This window comes from Terriglobales bacterium, from assembly GCA_035624455.1.
Lineage (GTDB): Bacteria > Acidobacteriota > Terriglobia > Terriglobales > Acidobacteriaceae > DASPRM01.
Window position 1 is genome coordinate 1 of the sequence record DASPRM010000154.1, and the last position, 20567, is coordinate 20567.

General features: G+C 57.6%; 12 protein-coding genes and 1 pseudogene. 12 read left to right on the top strand and 1 reads right to left on the bottom strand.

Translation table 11 applies throughout. The features are described from left to right. Positions 1–80 precede the first annotated feature (80 nt). Together VEG30_17405 and VEG30_17410 are read left to right on the top strand one after the other, a co-directional pair. Positions 81–631, top strand: a pseudogene (locus tag VEG30_17405) (transposase). 226 nt (positions 632–857) lie between these two features. Then, positions 858–4415 carry a sigma 54-interacting transcriptional regulator gene (locus tag VEG30_17410; protein HXZ81709.1) on the top strand — a complete coding sequence of 1186 codons (3558 nt, stop codon included), beginning with the start codon at positions 858–860 and terminating at the stop codon, positions 4413–4415. A gap of 599 nt (positions 4416–5014) precedes the next feature. Here the strand turns inward: VEG30_17410 and VEG30_17415 are convergent. Then, positions 5015–5272, bottom strand: a complete 258-nt coding sequence (locus VEG30_17415) for a hypothetical protein (protein ID HXZ81710.1) — start codon at positions 5270–5272, stop codon at positions 5015–5017. A gap of 850 nt (positions 5273–6122) precedes the next feature. On the opposite strand from VEG30_17415, the gene tal reads away from it, so the two are divergent. The 10 genes from tal (at position 6123) to coxB (ending at position 20559) form a co-directional block, all read left to right on the top strand. Further along, positions 6123–7226 carry a transaldolase gene (gene tal, locus VEG30_17420; GenBank protein HXZ81711.1) on the top strand — a complete coding sequence of 368 codons (1104 nt, stop codon included), beginning with the start codon at positions 6123–6125 and terminating at the stop codon, positions 7224–7226. 54 nt (positions 7227–7280) lie between these two features. Next, positions 7281–8930, top strand: a complete 1650-nt coding sequence (gene pgi / locus VEG30_17425) for a glucose-6-phosphate isomerase (protein ID HXZ81712.1) — start codon at positions 7281–7283, stop codon at positions 8928–8930. Positions 8931–8932: 2 nt separating this feature from the next. Continuing rightward, positions 8933–9862, top strand: coding sequence for a class II fructose-bisphosphate aldolase (locus VEG30_17430; GenBank protein HXZ81713.1), 930 nt, complete (start codon positions 8933–8935; stop codon positions 9860–9862). A gap of 204 nt (positions 9863–10066) precedes the next feature. Continuing rightward, positions 10067–10783 (top strand): 6-phosphogluconolactonase, encoded by a 717-nt coding sequence (gene pgl / locus VEG30_17435; protein ID HXZ81714.1) that lies wholly within the window; start codon positions 10067–10069, stop codon positions 10781–10783. A gap of 100 nt (positions 10784–10883) precedes the next feature. After that, positions 10884–13640, top strand: coding sequence for a glucosidase (locus VEG30_17440; GenBank protein ID HXZ81715.1), 2757 nt, complete (start codon positions 10884–10886; stop codon positions 13638–13640). Positions 13641–13671: 31 nt separating this feature from the next. After that, the gene (gene tkt, locus VEG30_17445) at positions 13672–15759 is read left to right on the top strand and encodes a transketolase (protein HXZ81716.1); all 2088 of its coding nucleotides are present in this window, start codon (positions 13672–13674) and stop codon (positions 15757–15759) included. 68 nt (positions 15760–15827) lie between these two features. Then, on the top strand, positions 15828–17873 hold the full coding sequence (locus VEG30_17450; protein ID HXZ81717.1) for an FAD-dependent oxidoreductase: 2046 nt from the start codon (positions 15828–15830) through the stop codon (positions 17871–17873). Positions 17874–17949: 76 nt separating this feature from the next. After that, positions 17950–18774, top strand: a complete 825-nt coding sequence (locus tag VEG30_17455; protein ID HXZ81718.1) for a glucose 1-dehydrogenase — start codon at positions 17950–17952, stop codon at positions 18772–18774. A 346-nt stretch (positions 18775–19120) separates the two neighbouring features. Then, positions 19121–19426: a hypothetical protein gene (locus VEG30_17460; protein ID HXZ81719.1), complete on the top strand. Its 306-nt coding sequence runs from the start codon at positions 19121–19123 to the stop codon at positions 19424–19426. 77 nt (positions 19427–19503) lie between these two features. Continuing rightward, the gene (gene coxB / locus VEG30_17465) at positions 19504–20559 is read left to right on the top strand and encodes a cytochrome c oxidase subunit II (protein ID HXZ81720.1); all 1056 of its coding nucleotides are present in this window, start codon (positions 19504–19506) and stop codon (positions 20557–20559) included. Positions 20560–20567 lie beyond the last annotated feature (8 nt).

Genomic DNA, 20567 nt, shown 5'->3' on the forward strand with positions numbered 1-20567 from the left:
TTGAGCGGCTCCCCGATTTCTGACACACAGAGAAGGTTAGTTTCCGGCACAATCTAGTACCCAACAAAGGGGGATTTGCCGTGCGAAGGAAACGCTTTTCTGTGGAGCAGATCGTAGCGGTGCTGAAGCAGGCGGAGATGGGAGTGCCGGTGGCAGAACTGATCCGCCAGGTGGGGATCACCGAGCAAACACTGTATCGCTGGAAGAAGCAGTACAAGGGACTGGAAACCGACCAGGTTCGCCAGTTGAAACAGCTGCAGGAAGAGAATGGGCGGCTGAAACGGTTGGTAGCCGAGCTGAGCCTGGACAAGACCATGCTGCAGGATGTGCTCGCAAAAAAGCTGTGACGCCCTCGCAGCGCCGCCCGGTGGTGAGCTATCTGCATGACACCTACCGGGTCAGCGAGCGGCGTGCTTGTGGTGTGGCGCGAGTTGCGGTGTCCACCTTCCGCTATGAGAGTCGGCTGGAGCCGAGGACAGCATTGCGGCTAAGGATTCGAGAAATCGCTCAAGTGCGGGTTCGCTATGGCTACCGGAAGATCCGAGTGCTGCTGAAGCGCGAACGCTGGAAGGTGGGAAAGAAGCTGGTGTATCGCCTGTACAAGGAAGAAGGCTTGACGCTGCGTAAGCGGATTTCCGTGCCGCGAAAATACAGGCTTTTGTGTATTCAAATCTGAACACTCCCCAATTAGAATGCCGGCACTTGTAGAATTGCGACTTTCGCAGAAGTTCCCAGGTTTCCGAACACCAAGCGCAACCGTCGTCTCTGTCCGGATCGGCCCTTTAATATCGGCCCTTTAGTATGGCGCGGGAACACCGAGGCACAGAGGCTCAACCGGGGCCATCTGGGAGGCACGAATGCTGCCGGACAGACGTTGTGCTCACCCACATCAAGAAGAGCACCACCGCCGAGACTCCGCCTTTGCCCGCTCTGATGTCGCCCCGGACGAGGCGGTAACAGCAACCAACATCAATGATCTCAAGCCTCGTGAGCCCAAGCTCCGGCCGGATCTGGACGAAGAGGAGCTGCGGCAGATCGTAGATCTGATACCGCAACACATCGTCGTGTTGGACTCCAGCGGGACAGCTATCTTTGCCAATCAGCAGGTGCTTGAGTACACGGGGCTATCACTCGATCAAGTGCGGGCTGGCAATTTTCGCGAGCGCGCGTTCCATCCTGAAGATGTGGAGCGGCTCGGAGAAGAGCGGCAGAAAGCCCTTTGCGGCACGGCTCCCTTCGAAAATGAGCAGCGCGTTCTTGGGAAGGATGGCAAATATCGCTGGTTCCTGATCCGCTACAACCCGTTGCTCGATGAAAGCAGAAAAGCCGTGCGTTGGTATTGCGCAGCCACCGAGATCACTGAGCGCAAACAGGCGGAAGAGAATTTGCGGCGGGTGATCGATACCATCCCCACGCTGGCCTGGTCCAATCTGCCGGATGGTACGAACGAGTTCCTCAACAAGAACTGGCATGAGTATACCGGTCTCTCCCCTGAAGAGTCGCATGGTTGGGGTTGGCAAATCGCGTTTTATCCCGAGGACTTGCCGCCCTTGATGGAAAAATGGAAAGGGATGCTGGTTTCCGGAGAGCCAGGGGAGATCGAGGCACGTCTTCGCCGGCATGATGGAGTCTACCGATGGTTTCTCATTCGCGCCGAGCCATTCCGGGATGAAGCCGGCATGATCATCCGGTGGTACGGTACCAGCACGGATATCGATGATCGCAAGCGCGCCGAGGAGGAACTGCGGGCGGCGATGTCCGAGCGAGCGCGTCTGGCCGCAGTCCGTGCAGAGATCGGTATGGCTTTGGCACGCAAGGACAATTTGAAAGTGATTTTGGATTTGTGCGCCAGGGCGTTGGTTCGGCATCTGGATGCAGCTTTTGTTCGCATTTGGACTCTGAATGGCAATGGCCGGGAATTGGAGTTGCAAGCCAGTGCGGGAATCTACACCCGGCTGGATGGTCGTTACGGCCGGATACCGTTTGGGAAGTTCAAAATCGGATCCATTGCTCAATCCAGACAACCGCATGTGACCAATGATGTGCAAAATGATCCGCGTGTCGATAATCATGAGTGGGCGAGGACTCAAAAGATGACGTCCTTTGCGGGTTACCCTCTGGTTGTCGAGGACCGGGTCGTGGGTGTTATGGGAATGTTCTCCCGAAAAGCGCTCAACCGGGTCACCATTGACACTCTTTCCTTCATCGCCGACGGCATCGCACAAAGCATCGAGCGCAAACATGCGGAGGACGCCCTGCAAAGAAGCGAGCTTTATCTCGCTGAAGGGCAGCGCCTCGGTCATACGGGCAGCTGGGCTCTGAACCTCTCAGGTTTTTTTGAACATTGGTCTCGGGAGCTGTTTCAAATGTATGGACTCGACGCGCAAAAGGGAGCCCCTACGGTCGAGCAGTATCTGGCCACCGTTCACCCCCAAGACCGCGACTTTATGGTCGAGACTATAAAGAGGATGCATGAGCAGAGCTGCGGTTGCGATGTAAAGAAGCGGATCATTCGACCGGACGGGGCGGTTCGCATTATTCGATGCGTTGGCATTCCAGTCCTCGACAACGGGGTTCTCAAAAGGTTTCTTGGCACTGCCATGGATGTGACCGAGCAAGAGGAATTGACTCAGGAGTTACAGCGCCGTGAAGCCTATTTAGTTGAAGCTCAGAGACTGAGTCATACCGGCAGCTTCGGGTGGAAACCTGAGAGCGGAGAGATTGTCTGGTCAGACGAGACCTATCGCATCTTCGAGTACGACCGCGCGGTCAAGCCAACCATCGATTCAGTAGCACAACGCGTCCACCCGGAGGACCGGGCCGCTTTTCACAAGGTGATCGAGGATGCCTCGGGCGGAGCGACACATTTCGAGCACGGCTATCGCTTGCTGCTGCCTGATGGGAGAATCAAGCACGTCTACGCGATAGCTCAGGCAATAGAGGATACGTCAGGCAACCGCGAGTTTGTAGGAGCGGGGACAGACGTTACCTCAATCAAACGAGCAGAAGAGGAACTGCGGCACCGTGAAGCGGAGCTAAGACAGGTCTTAGACCTTACGCCTCAGCAGGTCGCTGTATTCGGATCCTGGGCTCGCGAAGGCCTGTACGCCAATCGTATCCTGCTCGATTATCTAGGCCTCACTCTCCAAGAGTGGCGGCAGTGTTCTGATCGCAGTCAGTACCTCCATCCTGACGACAGGGAGCGGTTCGACGGTGTGGTTGATCGAATTCTCTCTCATGGCGTTACTGACGAGTTGGAGTTGCGACTTCGCAAAGCGGATGGAACTTACCGCTGGTTCTTATCCCGTTTCAACCCATTGCGCGACGAACAGGGACGGATTACTCGTTGGTATATCGCCTCGACCGACATTGAAGAGCGCAAGCAGGCCGAAGAAAGGACACGGAACGAAAATCTGGCGTTGCGCGAGCAGATCGATCGCGATTCGATGTTCGAGGATATCGTCGGATCTTCGGAAGCACTGCGCAAGGTGCTGCGGCAAATTGCCAAAGTGGCGCCTTCCGATTCCACAGTCTTGATCCTGGGCGAGACCGGCACCGGAAAGGAACTGGTCGCACGCGCGATTCACAAGCGCTCCCATCGCTCCGATCGGGCGTTCATTGGCGTGAATTGTGCGGCAATTCCACCCTCGTTGATCGCTTCCGAACTCTTCGGCCACGAGAAGGGCGCGTTCACCGGCGCGACCCAACGGCGGCTGGGCCGGTTTGAATCGGCAAATGGCGGGACGATTTTTCTGGATGAAGTGGGAGACTTGCCTCCGGAAATCCAGATCGCATTGTTACGGGCGTTGCAGGAACGCGAGATTGAACGCGTGGGCAGCAACAGGGCTATACCCGTGGACGTGCGAGTGCTAGCCGCGACGCATCACGATCTGGACACCCTCGTCGCCGAAGGAAAGTTTCGCCAGGACCTGCTCTACAGACTGAGGGTTGTGCCTATTCGGATGCCTTCGCTGCGGGAACGCGCGGATGACATTTCTGTGCTGGTGGACTACTTTATCGGTCGCTTTGGAAAAAAGACTGGAAAAAAGTTCAGAACCATCGACAAACGAACGATCGAACTGTTCGAAGCCTACCCATGGCCGGGCAACGTGCGTGAATTACAAAACGTGATTGAGAGAGCTGTGATTCTGAGCGAAGGTGACATTTTTTGCGTGGATGAAACATGGCTCAATCGGCAAGCGCCACAATTCGCTGGTCCGCCAGTGGCACTTACTAACGCGCTACAACGGCAGGAAAAGGAAATGATCGAGGCCGCCTTAGCGGAAAGTGGCGGCCGTGTCTCCGGACGAGATGGTGCGGCAATCAAATTGGGTCTCCCAAGACCAACCCTGGACGCGAAAATCAAACGCTTGGGAATCGACAAATATCAGTTCAAACGTCAACCGTCGCCCTGATTCCTGCCTCTCGCAATCCCAGCGCGTTTGCTCACCACACAGCATTTGCTCAAAACCGAGCATTGCTGACGCTTCCAAGTCCTGCCTTTTCAGCTGAGTCTGAATGGACATTGCCTTGCCTTCCCAAAGGTGCACTTGGGAGCCGTGATTTTCATGACGCTAAGGATTGAACGGGCTCGAGCGCGGATTCGGCTGAGTGGGGAGTTTCGGTCCAGGCACCTGGATCAGGTCAAAGCCGAAATCAAGCTTTGCGAATCACCAGCAGTTTTGGATTTGGAGGAAGTAGACCTCATTGACGTCGAAGCTGTTCGTTTTCTCAGTGCGTGTGAAGCGAGAGGCATTTCCGTGTTGCACTGTTCACCTTACATCCGGCAATGGATGTTGCGGGAACCAAGTCGGTCAGAGAACGCCCACACAAGCGGAAGAGGGCAGGCGGCTTTAGACAGTGAAGATTGCGAGCAGGAATAGAGCGGCGGGGCTCCCGAAATTCATCTTCAGTTCGACTGGAGGTTCTCATGAACCCATCCACCACAGCCATCCGTGTGCAGATCGCGAACACGAGACTCAACGAACCCGCCGGCAACTCGCGTGCGACAGGACTAATCCAAGGATGGGTCCATCGGCTTGACGGAAAGCAACGCCGGCGAGAACTGGATATTCGCGAAGAACAGCGTTTTGAGCGCATGCGCATCGCGGGCGAGCTGCACGATACCCTGCTTCAGGGCTTTCTCGGTGCCTCCCTTGTTGTGGGGGTCACGTTGCAACACATGGCTGACGATTCGCCGGCCAGGGCGTCGCTTAGCCGCGCAGTCCAGCTGATGCAGCGCGCCATCGAGGAAGGTCGCGCTGTACTTCAAGGTCTCTGCGCTTCGGGGGTGACCTCCGGCAGCCTGGAACAGGAATTCTCGGATGTGTTGAGAGAGATCGCACCAGCCAGCGGCGTCCAGGCCCGAATACTTGTTACAGGGCAGACAAGAGCCCTGGAACCGGAAATCCAACACCAATTCTACTTAATCGGCCGAGAGGCTCTCATGAACGCTCTTCGCCATTCAAACGCCACTAAAATCGAGGCTGAAGTAGCGTACTTGCGGAATCATTTGCGTGTTGTGATACGGGACAATGGCTGCGGGATCGCCCCGCAGATCGTGCGGTCGGGGCGAGCGTCTCATTGGGGCCTGGTAGGGATGCGCGAGCGGGCCAAAGGGATCGGTGCGGAAGTTCGAATATATAGCAGGCGAGAGGCGGGTACCGAGGTTGAAATTTCTATTCCCAGCGGAATCGCAGCGGCTGCGACAAAACATGGCTGAGATGGCAAGCGCCGCAATCCGCTGGTCCGACGGTGTGGTAGTAGAGGACAACAATGACCGTTGAACGGAACGAATTAGTTTTGAAGAGTTTTATTCAGTTGTCTCCTTGACGCTTTGAACAGCAGATTTGCCGTCGCCCGGGATTGCTCACTAAACAGCATTTGCTCAAAACCGAGCATCGCCGGCACCTCTAAGTTCCACTTTTTCAGCTAATTCTGAGTGGGCATTGTTTTGCATCCCATTGGTGCGCCGGGGGCCGCACTTTCATGACGCTGCAACAGCATCTCGCGCATTCGCTGTTCCGGCTGTGGAACGACACCCGGATTGTGCTCAGGTCAAACGCTAGGAGACTCGCCCGCGCACGCGAGCGCAACCAGTTTGCAAACAACGAGGTGACAGGATGAAAGCAACACAACTTCTTCACGACGAGGGTCAGAGTCTCTGGCTCGACAACATCACTCGCGAGCTGCTGGACAGCGGTACCGTCAAACGATATATCGACGAGCTCTCTATCACCGGACTCACCTCAAATCCCACAATCTTCGACCATGCGATCAAAAACAGTGCGACATATGATTCGGCGATTATTACGAAGTTAAAGAAAGGCACATCGGTTGAAGCGCTCTTCTTCGAGTTGGCCATGGAGGACCTCACCCGCGCCGCAGACCTGTTTCGACCAATTCATGAAAAGACGAACGGGGTGGACGGGTGGGTCTCGCTGGAAGTGTCCCCGCTGCTTGCCTACGACACGGCCAGCACTCTGGCTGCAGCCAAGGAGTTGTTTGCCCGCGCAAATCGTCCCAATTTGTTAATCAAGATTCCGGGCACCAAGCAGGGCCTTCCCGCGATCGAAGAAGCAATTTTTGCCGGCATTCCCATCAACGTTACTCTCTTGTTCTCTCGCGAACACTATCTCGCGGCGGCAGAGGCATTCTTGCGCGGGGTTGAACGGCGCGTTGATGCCGGCCTCAATCCTCTTGTAGGTTCTGTGGCATCCGTGTTTGTCAGCCGCTGGGACGCCGCTGTTGCCAGCAAGGTGCCGGAGAACCTGCGCAACCAGCTTGGCATCGCCATCGCTAAACGCACATACAAGGCGGCCAGTGCGCTTCTTGGTTCGGCGCGCTGGCAGCGGGTTTACAATCTCGGCGGTCGTCCGCAACGTCTGCTGTGGGCGAGCACGGGAACCAAAGATCCCAAAGCCTCCGACATTCTCTACGTCAAGGCCCTGGCTGCCCCATTCACTGTGAACACTATGCCAGAAGCCACGTTGAAAGCTCTGGCCACTCACACTGAATTAGGCGAGTTGCTCCCGACCGACGGCGGAAACTGCGAAGAGGTGCTGGCTCAGTTCGCCAAGGCGGGCGTCGACGTTGATGCTTTGGGTGCGCAGCTTCAAAGCGAAGGAGCCGAATCGTTTGACAGGTCCTGGAATGATCTCATGGCTGTGATTTCTTCTAAGAGCGCCTCGCTTGGCCCAGGCACCACGTTGAAAGCCGCCGGTTAACGCGGGGAAGCACTACCTGGAAACAGGAGACACAGAGACAAAAGGAGCATAACGATGGCATCACACGCTCAAACCCCGACAAGGCCGGCGTTCAAGCGCTCGGCATGGAGCGCGCTCGCGTCGCACTACAACAGTGCCTCGAAGCTACACCTGCGGCAATTGTTTGCGGACGATCCCAAGCGTGGTCAGCGCATGGCGATCGAGGCCGTGGGCTTGTATCTCGATTATTCCAAAAATCGCGTCACCGACGAAACCCTCAAGCTTCTTGTTCAGCTCGCCGAGGAATCGGATTTGCGAGCACGGATCGACGCCATGTTCAGCGGGGAAAAGATCAACATCACGGAGAAGCGCGCGGTTTTGCACGTGGCCCTTCGTGCGCCGAAGGACGCTACTATTCTCGTCGACGGAAAGAACGTCGTCCCTGACGTGCATGCGGTGCTCGAGAAGATGGCCGATTTCTCGAACCGCGTGCGAAGCGGCGCGTGGAAAGGTCATACCGGTAAGCGCATTCGTAACGTCGTGAATATTGGCATTGGCGGCTCCGATCTCGGCCCCGTCATGGCCTATGAAGCACTCAGGCACTATAGCCAGCGCGATATGACCTTCCGGTTTGTTTCCAATATCGATGGCACGGACTTCGCGGAAGCGGTGCGCGACCTCGATCCGGCGGAGACGCTGTTTATTGTCTCTTCAAAAACCTTTACGACACTCGAGACCATGACGAACGCCCACAGCGCCCGCGCGTGGTCACTCGCCGGTCTGGCGGGCGATGAACGGTCGGTTGCAAAGCACTTTGTCGCGGTGTCAACAAACGCGGCGGAAGTAGCGAAGTTCGGGATCGACACCGCCAACATGTTCGGATTCTGGGATTGGGTTGGTGGACGCTATTCGATGGATTCGGCGATCGGACTTTCCACTATGGTCGCGATCGGCGCGGATAACTTCCGCGCCATGCTGGATGGCTTTCACCAGATGGACGAACATTTTCGCGGGGCTCCCTTCGCAGCAAACCTGCCGGTGATCATGGGCCTGCTCTCCGTTTGGTACAACGACTTTTTTGGCGCACAAACGGTCGCTGTTTTGCCCTATGAGCAGTACCTGAAGCGATTCCCGGCCTATCTCCAACAGTTGACGATGGAGAGCAACGGAAAACACGTCACACTCGATGGAGAAGCTGTCGCCCGCGACACTGGTCCTATCTACTGGGGTGAGCCAGGCACGAACGGACAGCACTCGTTTTACCAGTTGATCCATCAAGGGACGCGGCTCATCCCTTGTGATTTTGTCGCATTTGCCAAGCCGTTGAATCCGCTTGGCCGGCATCATGACATGCTGCTGGCCAATGTTTTTGCACAGACCGAAGCGCTGGCCTTCGGTAAGACACCCGAGCAGGTGAAGGCGGAAGGCACGCCGGACTGGCTGGTTCCGCACCGAGTCTTCGAAGGTAACCGTCCCTCGAACACGATTCTGGCCGAGACCCTTACTCCAGAAACACTGGGCAAACTGGTGGCCCTTTACGAGCACTCCGTGTTCACGCAAGGTGTCCTTTGGAACATTGACTCATTCGATCAGTGGGGGGTTGAGCTCGGCAAAGTTCTCGCCCAGCGCATCATTCCAGAACTCGAGAATCCGGCCGAGCCTGTGCTGAATCACGACAGCTCAACCAATACTCTAATCCGGCGTTACCGCAAACTTAAGGAGTAGCAATGACGACAATTGGGACTCTCAAAAACACGAGCACGGCTCCGCTACGCGATATCTTGACACGGTTGGAAACGGAAGGCGCTGCCCTCGGCCATTTCAATGTTGCCGACCAGGTGTTGCTGAAAGCGGTGATCGCAGCCGGAGCTGAGACCAAACTTCCGATACTCGTCGGCGCCTCCGAAGGAGAGCGTGAGTTCTTTGGTGCGCGCCAGCTTGCCGCTCTGGTGAAAAGCGAACGCGAGGAATCCGACTTTCCAATTTTTTTGAACGCGGACCATACGCATTCACTCGCAAAGGCAGTGGACGCTGCAAATGCTGGGTTTGATGCCGTAGTGATAGATTTTTCCGCTTTGCCCTTCGATCAGAATGTGGCCCGCACGAAGGAAGCGGTTGAAGCGATCAAGGGCATCAACCCCGCAATCGTAGCTGAAGGAGAGATCGGCAACATTGGCACCGGCTCCGAAATCCACGAAACCGCTCAGGGCGACAGAACGCTCAGCACGCCGGAAGAGGCGCGGCAATTCGTCGCGGCCACCGGAATTGACGTCCTTGCTCCGGCAGTTGGCAACATGCACGGCATGCTTAAGAGTATGGTGCAGGGAAAAACGAAGAAGCGCCTGAATATCGAAAGAATTGCGCAAATCAAGCAGGCCGCCGGCGTCTTTCTCACCCTACACGGCGGGTCGGGAACTGATGATGAAGACTTCCGCAGGGCAATCAGGGCGGGAATCAACATCATCCACATCAATACCGAACTGCGGGTTGCGTGGAGGGAATCACTGCAAGAGAGCCTGGCCCGAGACCCCAACGAAGTTGTACCCTACAGGATTTTGCGGCCGGTCGTAGATTCTGTGAAGCAGGTTGTCACCTCGCGCTTGCGGCTGTTCCATGGTCAACCGGTCAGCCCTGATGTCGCTGGAAGCGTTGCGTGAGCAGCCTTGAGATTGCAAGCCTCTGTCGCGAATGTGCGGACACTTTCGATCAGACGAACACCTGGGGACACGCGTGAGGTTGAACGAGTGACACCGATGGGAGGCTGGAGCAATCCAACCAGCCATGAAGCGTCCGCGGTAAGCAAGGCAGCGTAAGAAACAAGGCGATTAGCTTTGGAGTCCACAGTGCCGAGGGGAGTCTTTATGAAAATTGATGTCTATAGCAATGCTGACGCGGTTGCCCAGAAAGCTGCTGCACTCGTGGCGGCGGAGGCGAGAGCTGCGGTCGCTGCTCGCGGCACTTTTGTCATGGCCGTCAGTGGCGGGCACACGCCATGGCAGATGCTGCGTGCTCTCGCGGGTGAAGACGTGCCCTGGGACGCGGTGCAGGTGGTGCAGGTGGATGAGAGAGTCGCACCTGCGGGAGACGCGGACAGAAATCTCACGCACTTACGTGAGAGCCTTCTCGAGCATGCGCCTTTGCGCGCGGAGCAGATCCACGCAATGCCGGTTGAATCCGCAAACCTGGAGGCGGCATGTGCGGAATATGCGCTGACCTTAAAGACGCTCGCCGGATCGCCACCCGTGCTTGACCTCGTTCACTTAGGACTCGGGCCCGACGGCCATACGGCTTCGCTAGTACCTGGAGACCCGGTGCTGGAGGTCAATGATGCAGATGTCGCGCTCACTGGAATCTACCAAGGGAGGCGGCGCATGACGCTGACCTATCCAATTCTCAATCGCTCCCGCCGGGTGCTGTGGCTCGTGACCGGAAGCGAAAAGGCGGGGATGCTTCCCCGATTACGTGCCGGCGATGCTCAGATTCCGGCCGGCAGGGTTCGCGCGGATAACGCGCTGGTATTGGCGGATCGCGCGGCAGCCGGGCAACGGGATATGGATTCGACGGCGGAAGTGGCTTGAGTGGAATGCGCTGAACTGGAGCGAGGACCATCGGCGTGTCGGAGGAGAGGCCAGGGTGATAGCGGCCCCGGCATTGTGCGGTAATTGAAAAATGACGGTAATGGGTAGGGGCGCATCGACGAAATGGTACGAAGCACAGCCGGGAGACGGCCTCGCCGAGTCAATCCGCCTGGCCGAGGATAGTCGTCGTGAGAAGAACTGGAAGCGGTGGGGACCGTATCTTCCGGAACGCCAGTGGGGCACGGTGCGCGAAGATTACTCCGCTAACGGTGACTCCTGGAACTATTTTCCTCACGAGCACGCGCGCAGCCGCGCTTACCGCTGGGGCGAAGATGGGCTCTTAGGATGGTGCGACCGCGAGTGCCGCCTCTGTTTCGCCGTCGCTCTTTGGAATGGCAAGGATCCCATCCTCAAGGAACGCCTGTTCGGCCTGACTAACAGCGAGGGTAACCACGGTGAGGATGTCAAGGAATGTTATTTCTACCTTGATGGAACTCCTACCCACTCGTACCAGAAGGCGCTTTATAAATATCCGCAGGCCGAGTTTCCTTACGCCCGATTGGTCGCGGAGAACCATAACCGCGGTTCCCAGGATCCGGAGTTCGAGCTACTGGATACCGGCATCTTCGATGAAAACCGCTATTTCGATGTTTTCGTCGAATATGCCAAAGGCGGACCAGACGATACTCTCATCCGCATTACTGCCTGCAATCGCGGACCTGAGCCAGCCGTCCTTCACCTGCTACCCACTCTATGGTTCCGCAACGTGTGGTCATGGGGTCGTGCGGGTGAGGATTTCCAAGGCCAACCCCGCCTTCGCTGCCTGAGCCTCAACACTCTCGAAGCTGAGCACGCGTCGCTCGGGCGCATGTTACTGGTCGCCGGCCCGGGTTTTTCGGGCCATGATCCAGTCCTCCTTTTTACGGATAACGAAACCAATCTCGCCAGGCTTTTTGGCGCCCCGAATCCCACTCCATTTGTGAAGGATGCATTCCACGAATATGTCATCCGAGGGCACCACGAACTCGTGAACCACGAAGGCTGGGGTACGAAAGCTGCTGTTCACTACCACGGCGAGGTCCCCCCGGGCGCCGAGTTCCGTGTCGATCTGCGCCTCTACTTCGCAGACCAAGGGCCGATGCAGCCTTTAGGCCAGCCTTTCGATGAGATGTTCGATCTTCGTATTCGTGAGGCCGACGAGTTCTACGCTGCCAAGCTTGTCAACACCAGCGCTGGCGAGAGTGCGCGCGTCGCTCGCCAGGCTTATGCCGGCCTGTTGTGGTCCAAGCAGTTCTACGAATATGTTATTTCTGACTGGCTGGCCGGCGACCCCAAGCAACCGGCGCCTCCTGCCGAACCCAGCCAACGTCGAAACAGTCGATGGCAGCACCTGCACTGTCGCGATGTCCTTTCGGTTCCGGATAAGTGGGAATTCCCTTGGTTTGCTGCGTGGGACCTGGCCTTTCATCTGGTGACCCTGGCGGAGATAGATCTTGAACTGGCCAAGCAACAGGCGATCTTGTTCCTGCGCGAGTGGTACATGCATCCAAACGGGCAACTTCCTGCCTACGAGTACGCGTTTGACGATGTCAATCCACCAGTCCACGCGTGGGCCTGCTGGCGGATTTATAAGATGACTGGCTCTGGCCAGCAACGCGATCATCTCTTTCTTGAGCGCGCTCTACAGAAGCTCCTGCTTAACTTCACCTGGTGGGTCAACTGTGAAGACCATACAGGAAAGAGTCTTTTCTCCGGTGGCTTTCTCGGGCTGGATAACATCGGCATCTTTGACCGCTCCGCGGCTCTACCGCCAGGTGTCACTTATGCCCAGGCCGACGGCACCGCATGGATGGCCTTCTACTGCCTCACCATGCTCGCCATGTCGCTCGAATTGGCACTTCACAATCCAGCGTACGAGGACATTGCTTCCAAGTTCTTCGAACACTTTGTCGCCATCGCTGATGCTACAAACAATTTTCGCGGGACCGGGCTGTGGGACGCAGCGGATGGCTTCTACTACGACGGCCTCGACATTGGCGGCCAGGGGCTGCGAATTCGGGCCCGTTCCATGGTCGGTCTGGTTCCGCTTTTCGCCGTTGCGGTTCTGGACGACAGAGTCATCGACCAGTTGAGCGGCTTCAAGCAGCGCCTGAACTGGTTCCTCAAGAACCGGCCCGATCTCGGAGACCAGATCGCCTATGCGACACCTGGAGAAGACCACGGCCGGGGGCGCAGATTGCTCGCCATTCCGTCGCGCCAACGGCTGGAACGCGTGCTGCAATACGTCTTCGACGAGCACGAATTCCTGTCGCCTTATGGAATCAGGTCTCTTTCGGCGGTTCATCGCGAGCATCCCTTGATCATGCACACTGCCAACGCCGAGCTCCGCGTTGATTACACTCCGGGAGAATCCACCACTTCTATTTTTGGTGGCAACTCGAATTGGCGCGGCCCGGTGTGGTTTCCAGTCAACTATCTGCTGGTCGAAGCCCTTCAACGGTACCACCATTTTTATGGTGACAGTCTTACTGTGGAAGTCCCTGCCGGCTCCGGCATCCGAATGAATCTCGCTCAAGCTGCGTCCGAGCTTTCCGGGCGCCTGGTTCAGCTCTTCCTTCCCGACCGCCACGGCTATCGCCCATGCCACGGCGGGCAGGCGCGCTTTGCCACCGACCCGCATTGGCGCGACCTCATCCTCTTCAATGAATACTTCCACGGAGACACCGGCCGGGGATGCGGTGCCAGCCACCAGACCGGGTGGACCGCGTTGGTCGCCCGGCTTCTCCGGGAATTCGGTTCTGGTCGCTCGCTCTCAGTTGCTGAAGCGATGCAATCTGCTATGGCAGGGGCAACCTGAAGATCGGTGAACATATGCCAAGGAGGCAGTCATGAGTACCGCGCTAGCCATTGTTGACAATTTGAGCCCTGCACAGCTCGATCAGCTATGCGTCAACACGATTCGCACGCTCTCAATGGATGCTGTGCAGCAGGCCAACTCGGGACATCCCGGCACGCCCATGGCACTTGCGCCGCTCGTATATACGATCTGGAATCGCGTTCTCCGCTTCGATCCACAGAATCCGATCTGGCCCAACCGTGATCGTTTCGTACTGTCAAATGGTCATGCGTCGATGTTGCTGTGGTCTGTTCTCCATCTCACTGATGTCCAGGCTCTCAATGAGAACTATGAGACGGTGGGCAAGGCTTCGGTTACGCTCGACGATATCCGTCGTTTCCGCCAGCTTGACAGCAAGGCTCCGGGCCACCCCGAATACCATTGGGTGTCCGGTGTGGAGACCACGACCGGTCCCCTCGGTCAGGGTGTAGCCACAAGCGTTGGCATGGCGATCGCAGAGAAGTGGCTCGCCCAGCACTTCAACCGCCCAGGCTTTGAGATCTTCGACTACAACATTTATGCCGTTTGCGGCGATGGCTGCTTGATGGAGGGCGTTTCGTCAGAAGCTGCATCGCTGGCCGGGCACCTCGGCCTCGACAATCTCTGCTGGGTCTACGATAACAATCACATCACGATCGAAGGCAGCACGCGCCTGGCGTTCACTGAGGACGTGGAGACACGATTCCTGGGGTACGGGTGGAACGTCCTGCGCGTCGGCGATGCCAATGATCTCGAGCGCATTGAAAACGCCCTCGGCATTTTCCGGAAGACGAAGGGTCGTCCGACATTCATTGTTCTGGACAGCCATATCGGGTACGGTGCGCCACACAAGCAGGACACTGCCGCTGCTCACGGAGAGCCGCTGGGAGATGAGGAGATCCGGCTGGCCAAACGCAGCTACGGGTGGCCCGAGCAGGCAAAGTTTTTCGTTCCCGAAGGAGTGTACGAGCACTTCGCAGCAGGCATTGGCACCCGCGGCGCCGATACCCGGCGCCAGTGGCTGCAGCTTTTCGACGCCTACCGGGCGAAGTACCCTGACCTGGCCACAGAAATCGACCTGCTGCAGCGGCGCGAGCTTCCAGCAGGGTGGGATCGTAACCTTCCTGTATTTCCGGCCGACCCGAAAGGACTTGCGGGCCGGGATGCCTCGAGCAAGGTGTTAAACGTACTTGCACAGAACATACCGTGGTTTCTGGGTGGGTCCGCGGATCTCGGTCCATCGAACAAGACCACCCTTACCTTCCCTGGCGCGGGGGACTTTCAAGCCGACAGTCCGGCAGGGAAAAACCTGCACTTCGGTATTCGCGAGCACGCGATGGCGGCCATCGTCAACGGACTCTCGCTATCGAAGCTTCGGGCTTTTGGGGCGACTTTCTTCATATTCAGCGATTACGCCCGGCCGGCGATCCGGTTAGCCGCGCTCATGGAGTTGCCCTCTCTTTTCGTCTTCACCCATGACGCGATGGGTGATGGCGAGGACGGTCCTACCCACCAACCGGTCGAGCAGCTTGCATCCTTGCGTGCGATTCCGGGGCTGGTCACCTTGCGCCCCGGCGATGCTAACGAGGTAGTAGAGGCATACCGCTATGTCATTCAACTGCGCCATCAGCCCGCGGTACTGGCGCTGTCGCGGCAACCCCTGCCCACACTCGATCGCAGTAAATATGCGCCCGCATCAGGCGTCGCGCTGGGGGCCTATGTGCTCGCAGATTGCCCCGGCGGAAACCCCGAGGTGATCATTATCGCTTCGGGCAGCGAGGTCAGTCTTGCAGTGCAGGCCCACGAGAATCTGCTCGCCGAAGGCATTCGTTCACGCGTGGTATCGATGCCCTCATGGGACATTTTCGAACACCAACCCCAAGCCTACCGGGAAAGCGTGTTGCCACCGAATGTCACAGCGCGCGTGGCCGTGGAGCAGGCGTCCACCTTCGGCTGGGAACGATACGTTGGCAACTCTGGTCGTGTGATTGGCATGCACACCTTCGGAGCTTCGGCGCCGCTCAAGGAATTACAAAGGAAGTTCGGGTTTGAGCCGGAACATGTGGTTGGTGCTGCCAAAGAGCAACTGGCAAGGAAGTAAGCGCGCGCGGTGTGTCCAACACCGCTGGCGCCGAAGGTTGCGTAAGCGCGGTAGAGGAGGTTGCGACTATGGGAGAGGCTAGAGTCATCATCGTAGGCGGGGGTTTCGCAGGCTTGACTCTGGCGGAGAACCTCAATCGTCGGGTTGGGCGTGAGGTCGAAGTGGTAGTCATCAGCAGTGAAAACCACATGGTCTTTACTCCGCTGCTTGCGGAGGTGGCAGGCCGCTCTCTTTCCGGGCTCGACGTGGTAGTGCCAGGCCGGCAGGTGGCTCCCCGGGCCAACTGGTTAACGGCCACCGTAACCAGCGTCGATCTGAAGAATAACGAGGTCGAGTACATCCGCCCGGATGGCAAGAGTTCGAGGCTCTCCTACGCTCACCTGGTCCTCGCCTGTGGCTCAGACGTAAATCTCGACATTATTCCCGGCATGGCGGCTCATGCTTACACGCTCAGGACAGTGAGCGACGGTATGGTTTTGGGCAACGAAGTCATCGCGCGTTTTGAGCAGGCAGCAGTGGAACCCGAAGACGCCGAGAGACAACGACTGCTCACGATTGTGGTGGTCGGCGGGGGCTTCACGGGAGTGGAAGCGGCGGGTCATCTGTTCGACCTGATGCGCAATGTCAAGTCCTATTATCCGGATTTGCGCCACATTGAGCCACGGATGGTGCTTGTGCAACGCGGGGCGCGAATTGTCCCAGAATTTCAACACGATTCTCTTTCGGAGTTTGCCTTGCGAAAAGTCCGCCAAAATGGCCTCGACGTGAGACTGAATACGGACGTGAAAGAGGTTACGGCGCGATATGTCACGTTGGGGACAGGAGAGCGGATAGAAGCGGGCCTAACCATTTGCGCAGTGGGGACGACGCCGGTCGCCCTCATCAAGAAAATCGGCCTTCCGCTGGAGCGGGGCAGGTTGAAGACCGAGCCCGACATGCGGGTAACCGGCACGGGCAACGTGTGGGCGTTTGGCGACTGTGCGGCGGTTCCCAATGCGTGGAATGCACAGATCTCTCCCCCTACAGCGCAATTTGCACTGCGCCAAGCGAAGCAACTGGCCGCCAACCTGGTTCGGGTCCAACGCAGAGGGGCAACGAGGCCGTTCCACTTCCGCCCGCAAGGGCTATTGGCTACTATCGGCCACCATAACGGAGTGGCTGAAGTCTATGGGCTGAAATTCTCCGGTCTGGTCGCCTGGTTGTTGTGGAGAACCGTGTACCTGATGAAGATTCCCACATTGAGCCGCAAGCTCAACGTGGTCTTGGATTGGACCTGGGGTCTGTTTTTCAAGCCCAACATCGTGCAAGTGCCGGTAATGCAACAGCAGCGATTCAAGCAGGTCCACTATGCCGCAGGCGATTTTGTTTTTCGCAAAGGTGACCCGGGCACGGCCTTTTTTGTGGTCAAAGCCGGCAGTGCCGGGCTTTACATGGATGAGGCTGCCGGAACTCCTCTTGTCACCTGGACTAAGGGAGACCATTTCGGGGAGATGGCGTTTCTTGAAGGCGTGGACCACCCCACACAGCCAGCGTCGGTCAAAGCGGAAACGCCATTGGACTTGGTTGTTCTCGACCGCGCGGATTTCACCGACCTCGCTGAGTCTCTTGGAGCGCTGCAGAAAGACCTGGAGGAGTCGTTGTTCGCCAGCCGGGCCTACGGACGGTTCACAACCATGGTGGCCAGCAACCCCGCCCTGGGGGCTCTCACTGTTGCCGACGTCATGACTAGTTCCGTTCAGACCTTGCCGCTCGAGCTCCCATTGGCCAAGACCGTGGAGAAATTTCAGGGCGGGGAGGCAGCATTCCCAGTGACAGAAGGTGAAATCTTGAAGGGATACTGCAGCCGCCGGGAGCTTTTCCGCGCGCTGGGCCGAGGTTTACCCTTTGACACGCCAGTTCGCGATTTCATGCGGCAAGCACCACCCAATGTCAGGGAAACCGACGCCGTGCTTGCCGCATTCGCAGAGTTTCTCCGCAGCAACATGGACATCATGCCGGTAGTCGCAGCCGATGGCAGCGCCAGAGTTGTGGGGATCTTCAGTGGCCTCGATGCCGCTCGTAGGGTGGCGGAAATCGCGGGCCACGGGTTGGGGTCTCGTTCTTCTGCGGCGTGAATCGCAGCTGCCATCGGCGGACACCTGGAAAGGCGGCCCGCGTAGAGCCGCATAGCACGCGAACCAGGAGGAACCAGTGAGCGCAACACAAACATTACCAAGACCCGTCGCAACTGACCGACTGGCAGGCAAGGTTGCCATCATCACCGGCGGTGACCAGGGGATCGGGCGTGCCATCGTGCTGCGCTTAGCGGCTGAAGGCGCCGACATCGCTTTCTGTTATCGCAGTAATCGCAGTGGCGCCGAAGAAGTCATCACCGCTATCACCGGCGATGCTGGCGGAGCGGCGCCCGGACGCAAACTGCTGGCGTTGCAGGCTGATGTCAGTGACACCGCGCAAATACAGAACTTCGTTGCTACGGTCCTCGAGCGCTTCGGAACGGCCGATATCCTGGTGAACAACGCCGGCCTGGAACGACGTGCCGACTTCTGGGACGTGACGGAGCAGGACTATGACCTGGTGCTCAACGTGAACCTTAAAGGGGTATTCTTCACGACGCAAGCGGTGGTGCGGCATTGGATGGCCGCGAGGAAGCCGGGGAAGATCATCAATATCAGTTCAGTACACGAAGAGTTGCCGTTTCCGCATTTCGCAACCTACTGCGCGAGCAAGGGCGGGCTGAAAATGCTGACCCGCGATCTGGCAATCGAGCTGGCGCCATACGGCATTACGATCAACAACATTGCACCCGGTGCGATTGAAACGCCGATCAACAGGGCGCTGCTAAACGATCCGGCGAAGCTGAAGCCGCTGCTCGAAAATATTCCGCTGAAGCGGCTCGGGAGTCCCGGAGACGTGGCTGGCGTCGCTGCGTTCTTGGCTTCCTCCGACTCGGATTACATGACCGGCACGACGCTTGTTGTCGATGGCGGGCTGCTCTGGTCATACGAGGAGCAGTGAAAGGCATTTTGTGTTGCACTACACTGCCGCCGAATTGGGCGGTAGAGTTGAACTGCTGAGCGGCCCCCAAGATCGGCCGATCGAAATAAAGAAAGCTTCCGCCGCTGCTCACAAGCTGCTCACAAAACGTTCGACACGACTGAAGCCCAGCAAGTTCACATGCGCCCGATGGGGCTTCGCCCCGATGCCGTGAGCGTATACCAGCCGGCAATCCCGGTGCATTTGCTCACTAAACAGCATTTGCTCAAAACCGAGCATCGTCGGCACGTCTAAGTACCACCTTTTCAGCTAATTCTGAGTGGGCATTGTCTTGCATTCCCATGGCTGCACTTGGGAGTCGCAATTCATGACGCTCAAGATTGAACGGGCCCGAGCGCGGATTCGATTGAGTGGAAAGTTTCGGTCCGAGCATCTGGATCAGGTCAGCGCCGAAATCGACCTCTGCGAATCACCAAAAGTTTTGGATTTGGAGGAATTGGACCTCATAGATGTGGAAGCCGTTCGCTTCCTCAACGCGTGTGAAGCGAAGGGCATCATGGTGGTGCGTTGTTCACCTTACATCAGGAAATGGATGTTGCGGGAACGAAGTCGGCCGGAGATGCAAGTACAAACGCGGAAGAGAGGGAACGGGGCAGACGGCTTTGGAAACTGACCTTGTGGAGCAGGAGTAGAGCGGCGGGTACTTCCGCAGTGAAATTTGAGGAGAACGGAAGAAGAAGAGAAAGGTTGATGCCAAGCATGCAATCGCCGAAGCTAGGGATGGTTGCGGGGACGGTTCTTCTTCTGTTGTGGTCTGCTACAGCGGGGTGGGCAAGCTGGTCAACAGGTTCGTCTGCGACCGGCACCAATATCTTCGCTCCCGCCTCAAGCCCAGCCAAATCAATCAGTGACTTCTCTGTCTTTGTGCTTGTCATTACCGGAATCATTTTTGCCGTCGTTTTTGGGTTACTGGTCTACTCGATCGTTAAGTTTCGTGGACGCAAGACGGATCCCAGCCGCGAGCCGGCCCAGGTGTACGGAAGCAACCAGATTGAGCTCGCCTGGACAGTCATTCCCATTTTGATTGTGGTCGTTCTGTTTCTAGCTACGGCGCGTGTCATCCACGCGATTCAGGATGCTCCAGAACCGCCGGGCGCGGTAGACGTCACCGTGATCGGCCATCAATACTGGTGGGAGTTTCGCTATCCCAAGCTCGGGATCGTCACGGCGAACGAGTTGCACATTCCGGTGAGCGACCCCAGTCATCCCACGCCAACGTTTCTGCAGATGCTTTCGGCCGATACCGACCACAGCTTCTGGGTGCCGGAACTTGCCGGCAAAACGGACCTCATTCCCAACCACCCCAACAGAACTTGGATGGATCCGCAGCGCACAGGCGTCTTTCTTGGCCAGTGTGCGCAGTACTGCGGAACACAGCATGCCAAGATGCTGCTGCGGGTCTCGGTGGATGGACCGGCGGATTTTGACGCCTGGGTGCGCGCCCAGCAGAAACCCGCAATCGAAGACGCAGGCGCCATCGCCGGCAGGCGGGTATTTGAAAGCAATGCCTGCATGAATTGCCATGCCGTGGCCGGCACTTCAGCGGACGGACGCTTTGGCCCTGATCTGACCCATTTGATGAGCCGCGCCACGATTGCAGCGGGCGCCGCGGAAAACACTCACAACAATCTCCGTCTTTGGATCCAGAACCCCCGTGCAATCAAACCAGGCTCGCTGATGCCCGCCATGAGGCTGAGCGATGCGGATCTGGATGCGGTCGTGCGTTACATGGAGACGCTGCGCTAAAAGGCTCC

Bases quoted from the DNA above. Each gene is read 5' to 3' on its own strand.
- VEG30_17430 (HXZ81713.1), top strand. From the start codon at position 8,933: ATGACGACAATTGGGACTCTCAAAAACACGAGCACGGCTCCGCTACGC.
- tkt (HXZ81716.1), top strand. From the start codon at position 13,672: ATGAGTACCGCGCTAGCCATTGTTGACAATTTGAGCCCTGCACAGCTC.
- VEG30_17440 (HXZ81715.1), top strand. From the start codon at position 10,884: ATGGGTAGGGGCGCATCGACGAAATGGTACGAAGCACAGCCGGGAGAC.
- pgl (HXZ81714.1), top strand. From the start codon at position 10,067: ATGAAAATTGATGTCTATAGCAATGCTGACGCGGTTGCCCAGAAAGCT.
- VEG30_17410 (HXZ81709.1), top strand. From the start codon at position 858: ATGCTGCCGGACAGACGTTGTGCTCACCCACATCAAGAAGAGCACCAC.
- VEG30_17460 (HXZ81719.1), top strand. From the start codon at position 19,121: ATGACGCTCAAGATTGAACGGGCCCGAGCGCGGATTCGATTGAGTGGA.
- tal (HXZ81711.1), top strand. From the start codon at position 6,123: ATGAAAGCAACACAACTTCTTCACGACGAGGGTCAGAGTCTCTGGCTC.
- coxB (HXZ81720.1), top strand. From the start codon at position 19,504: ATGCCAAGCATGCAATCGCCGAAGCTAGGGATGGTTGCGGGGACGGTT.
- pgi (HXZ81712.1), top strand. From the start codon at position 7,281: ATGGCATCACACGCTCAAACCCCGACAAGGCCGGCGTTCAAGCGCTCG.
- VEG30_17450 (HXZ81717.1), top strand. From the start codon at position 15,828: ATGGGAGAGGCTAGAGTCATCATCGTAGGCGGGGGTTTCGCAGGCTTG.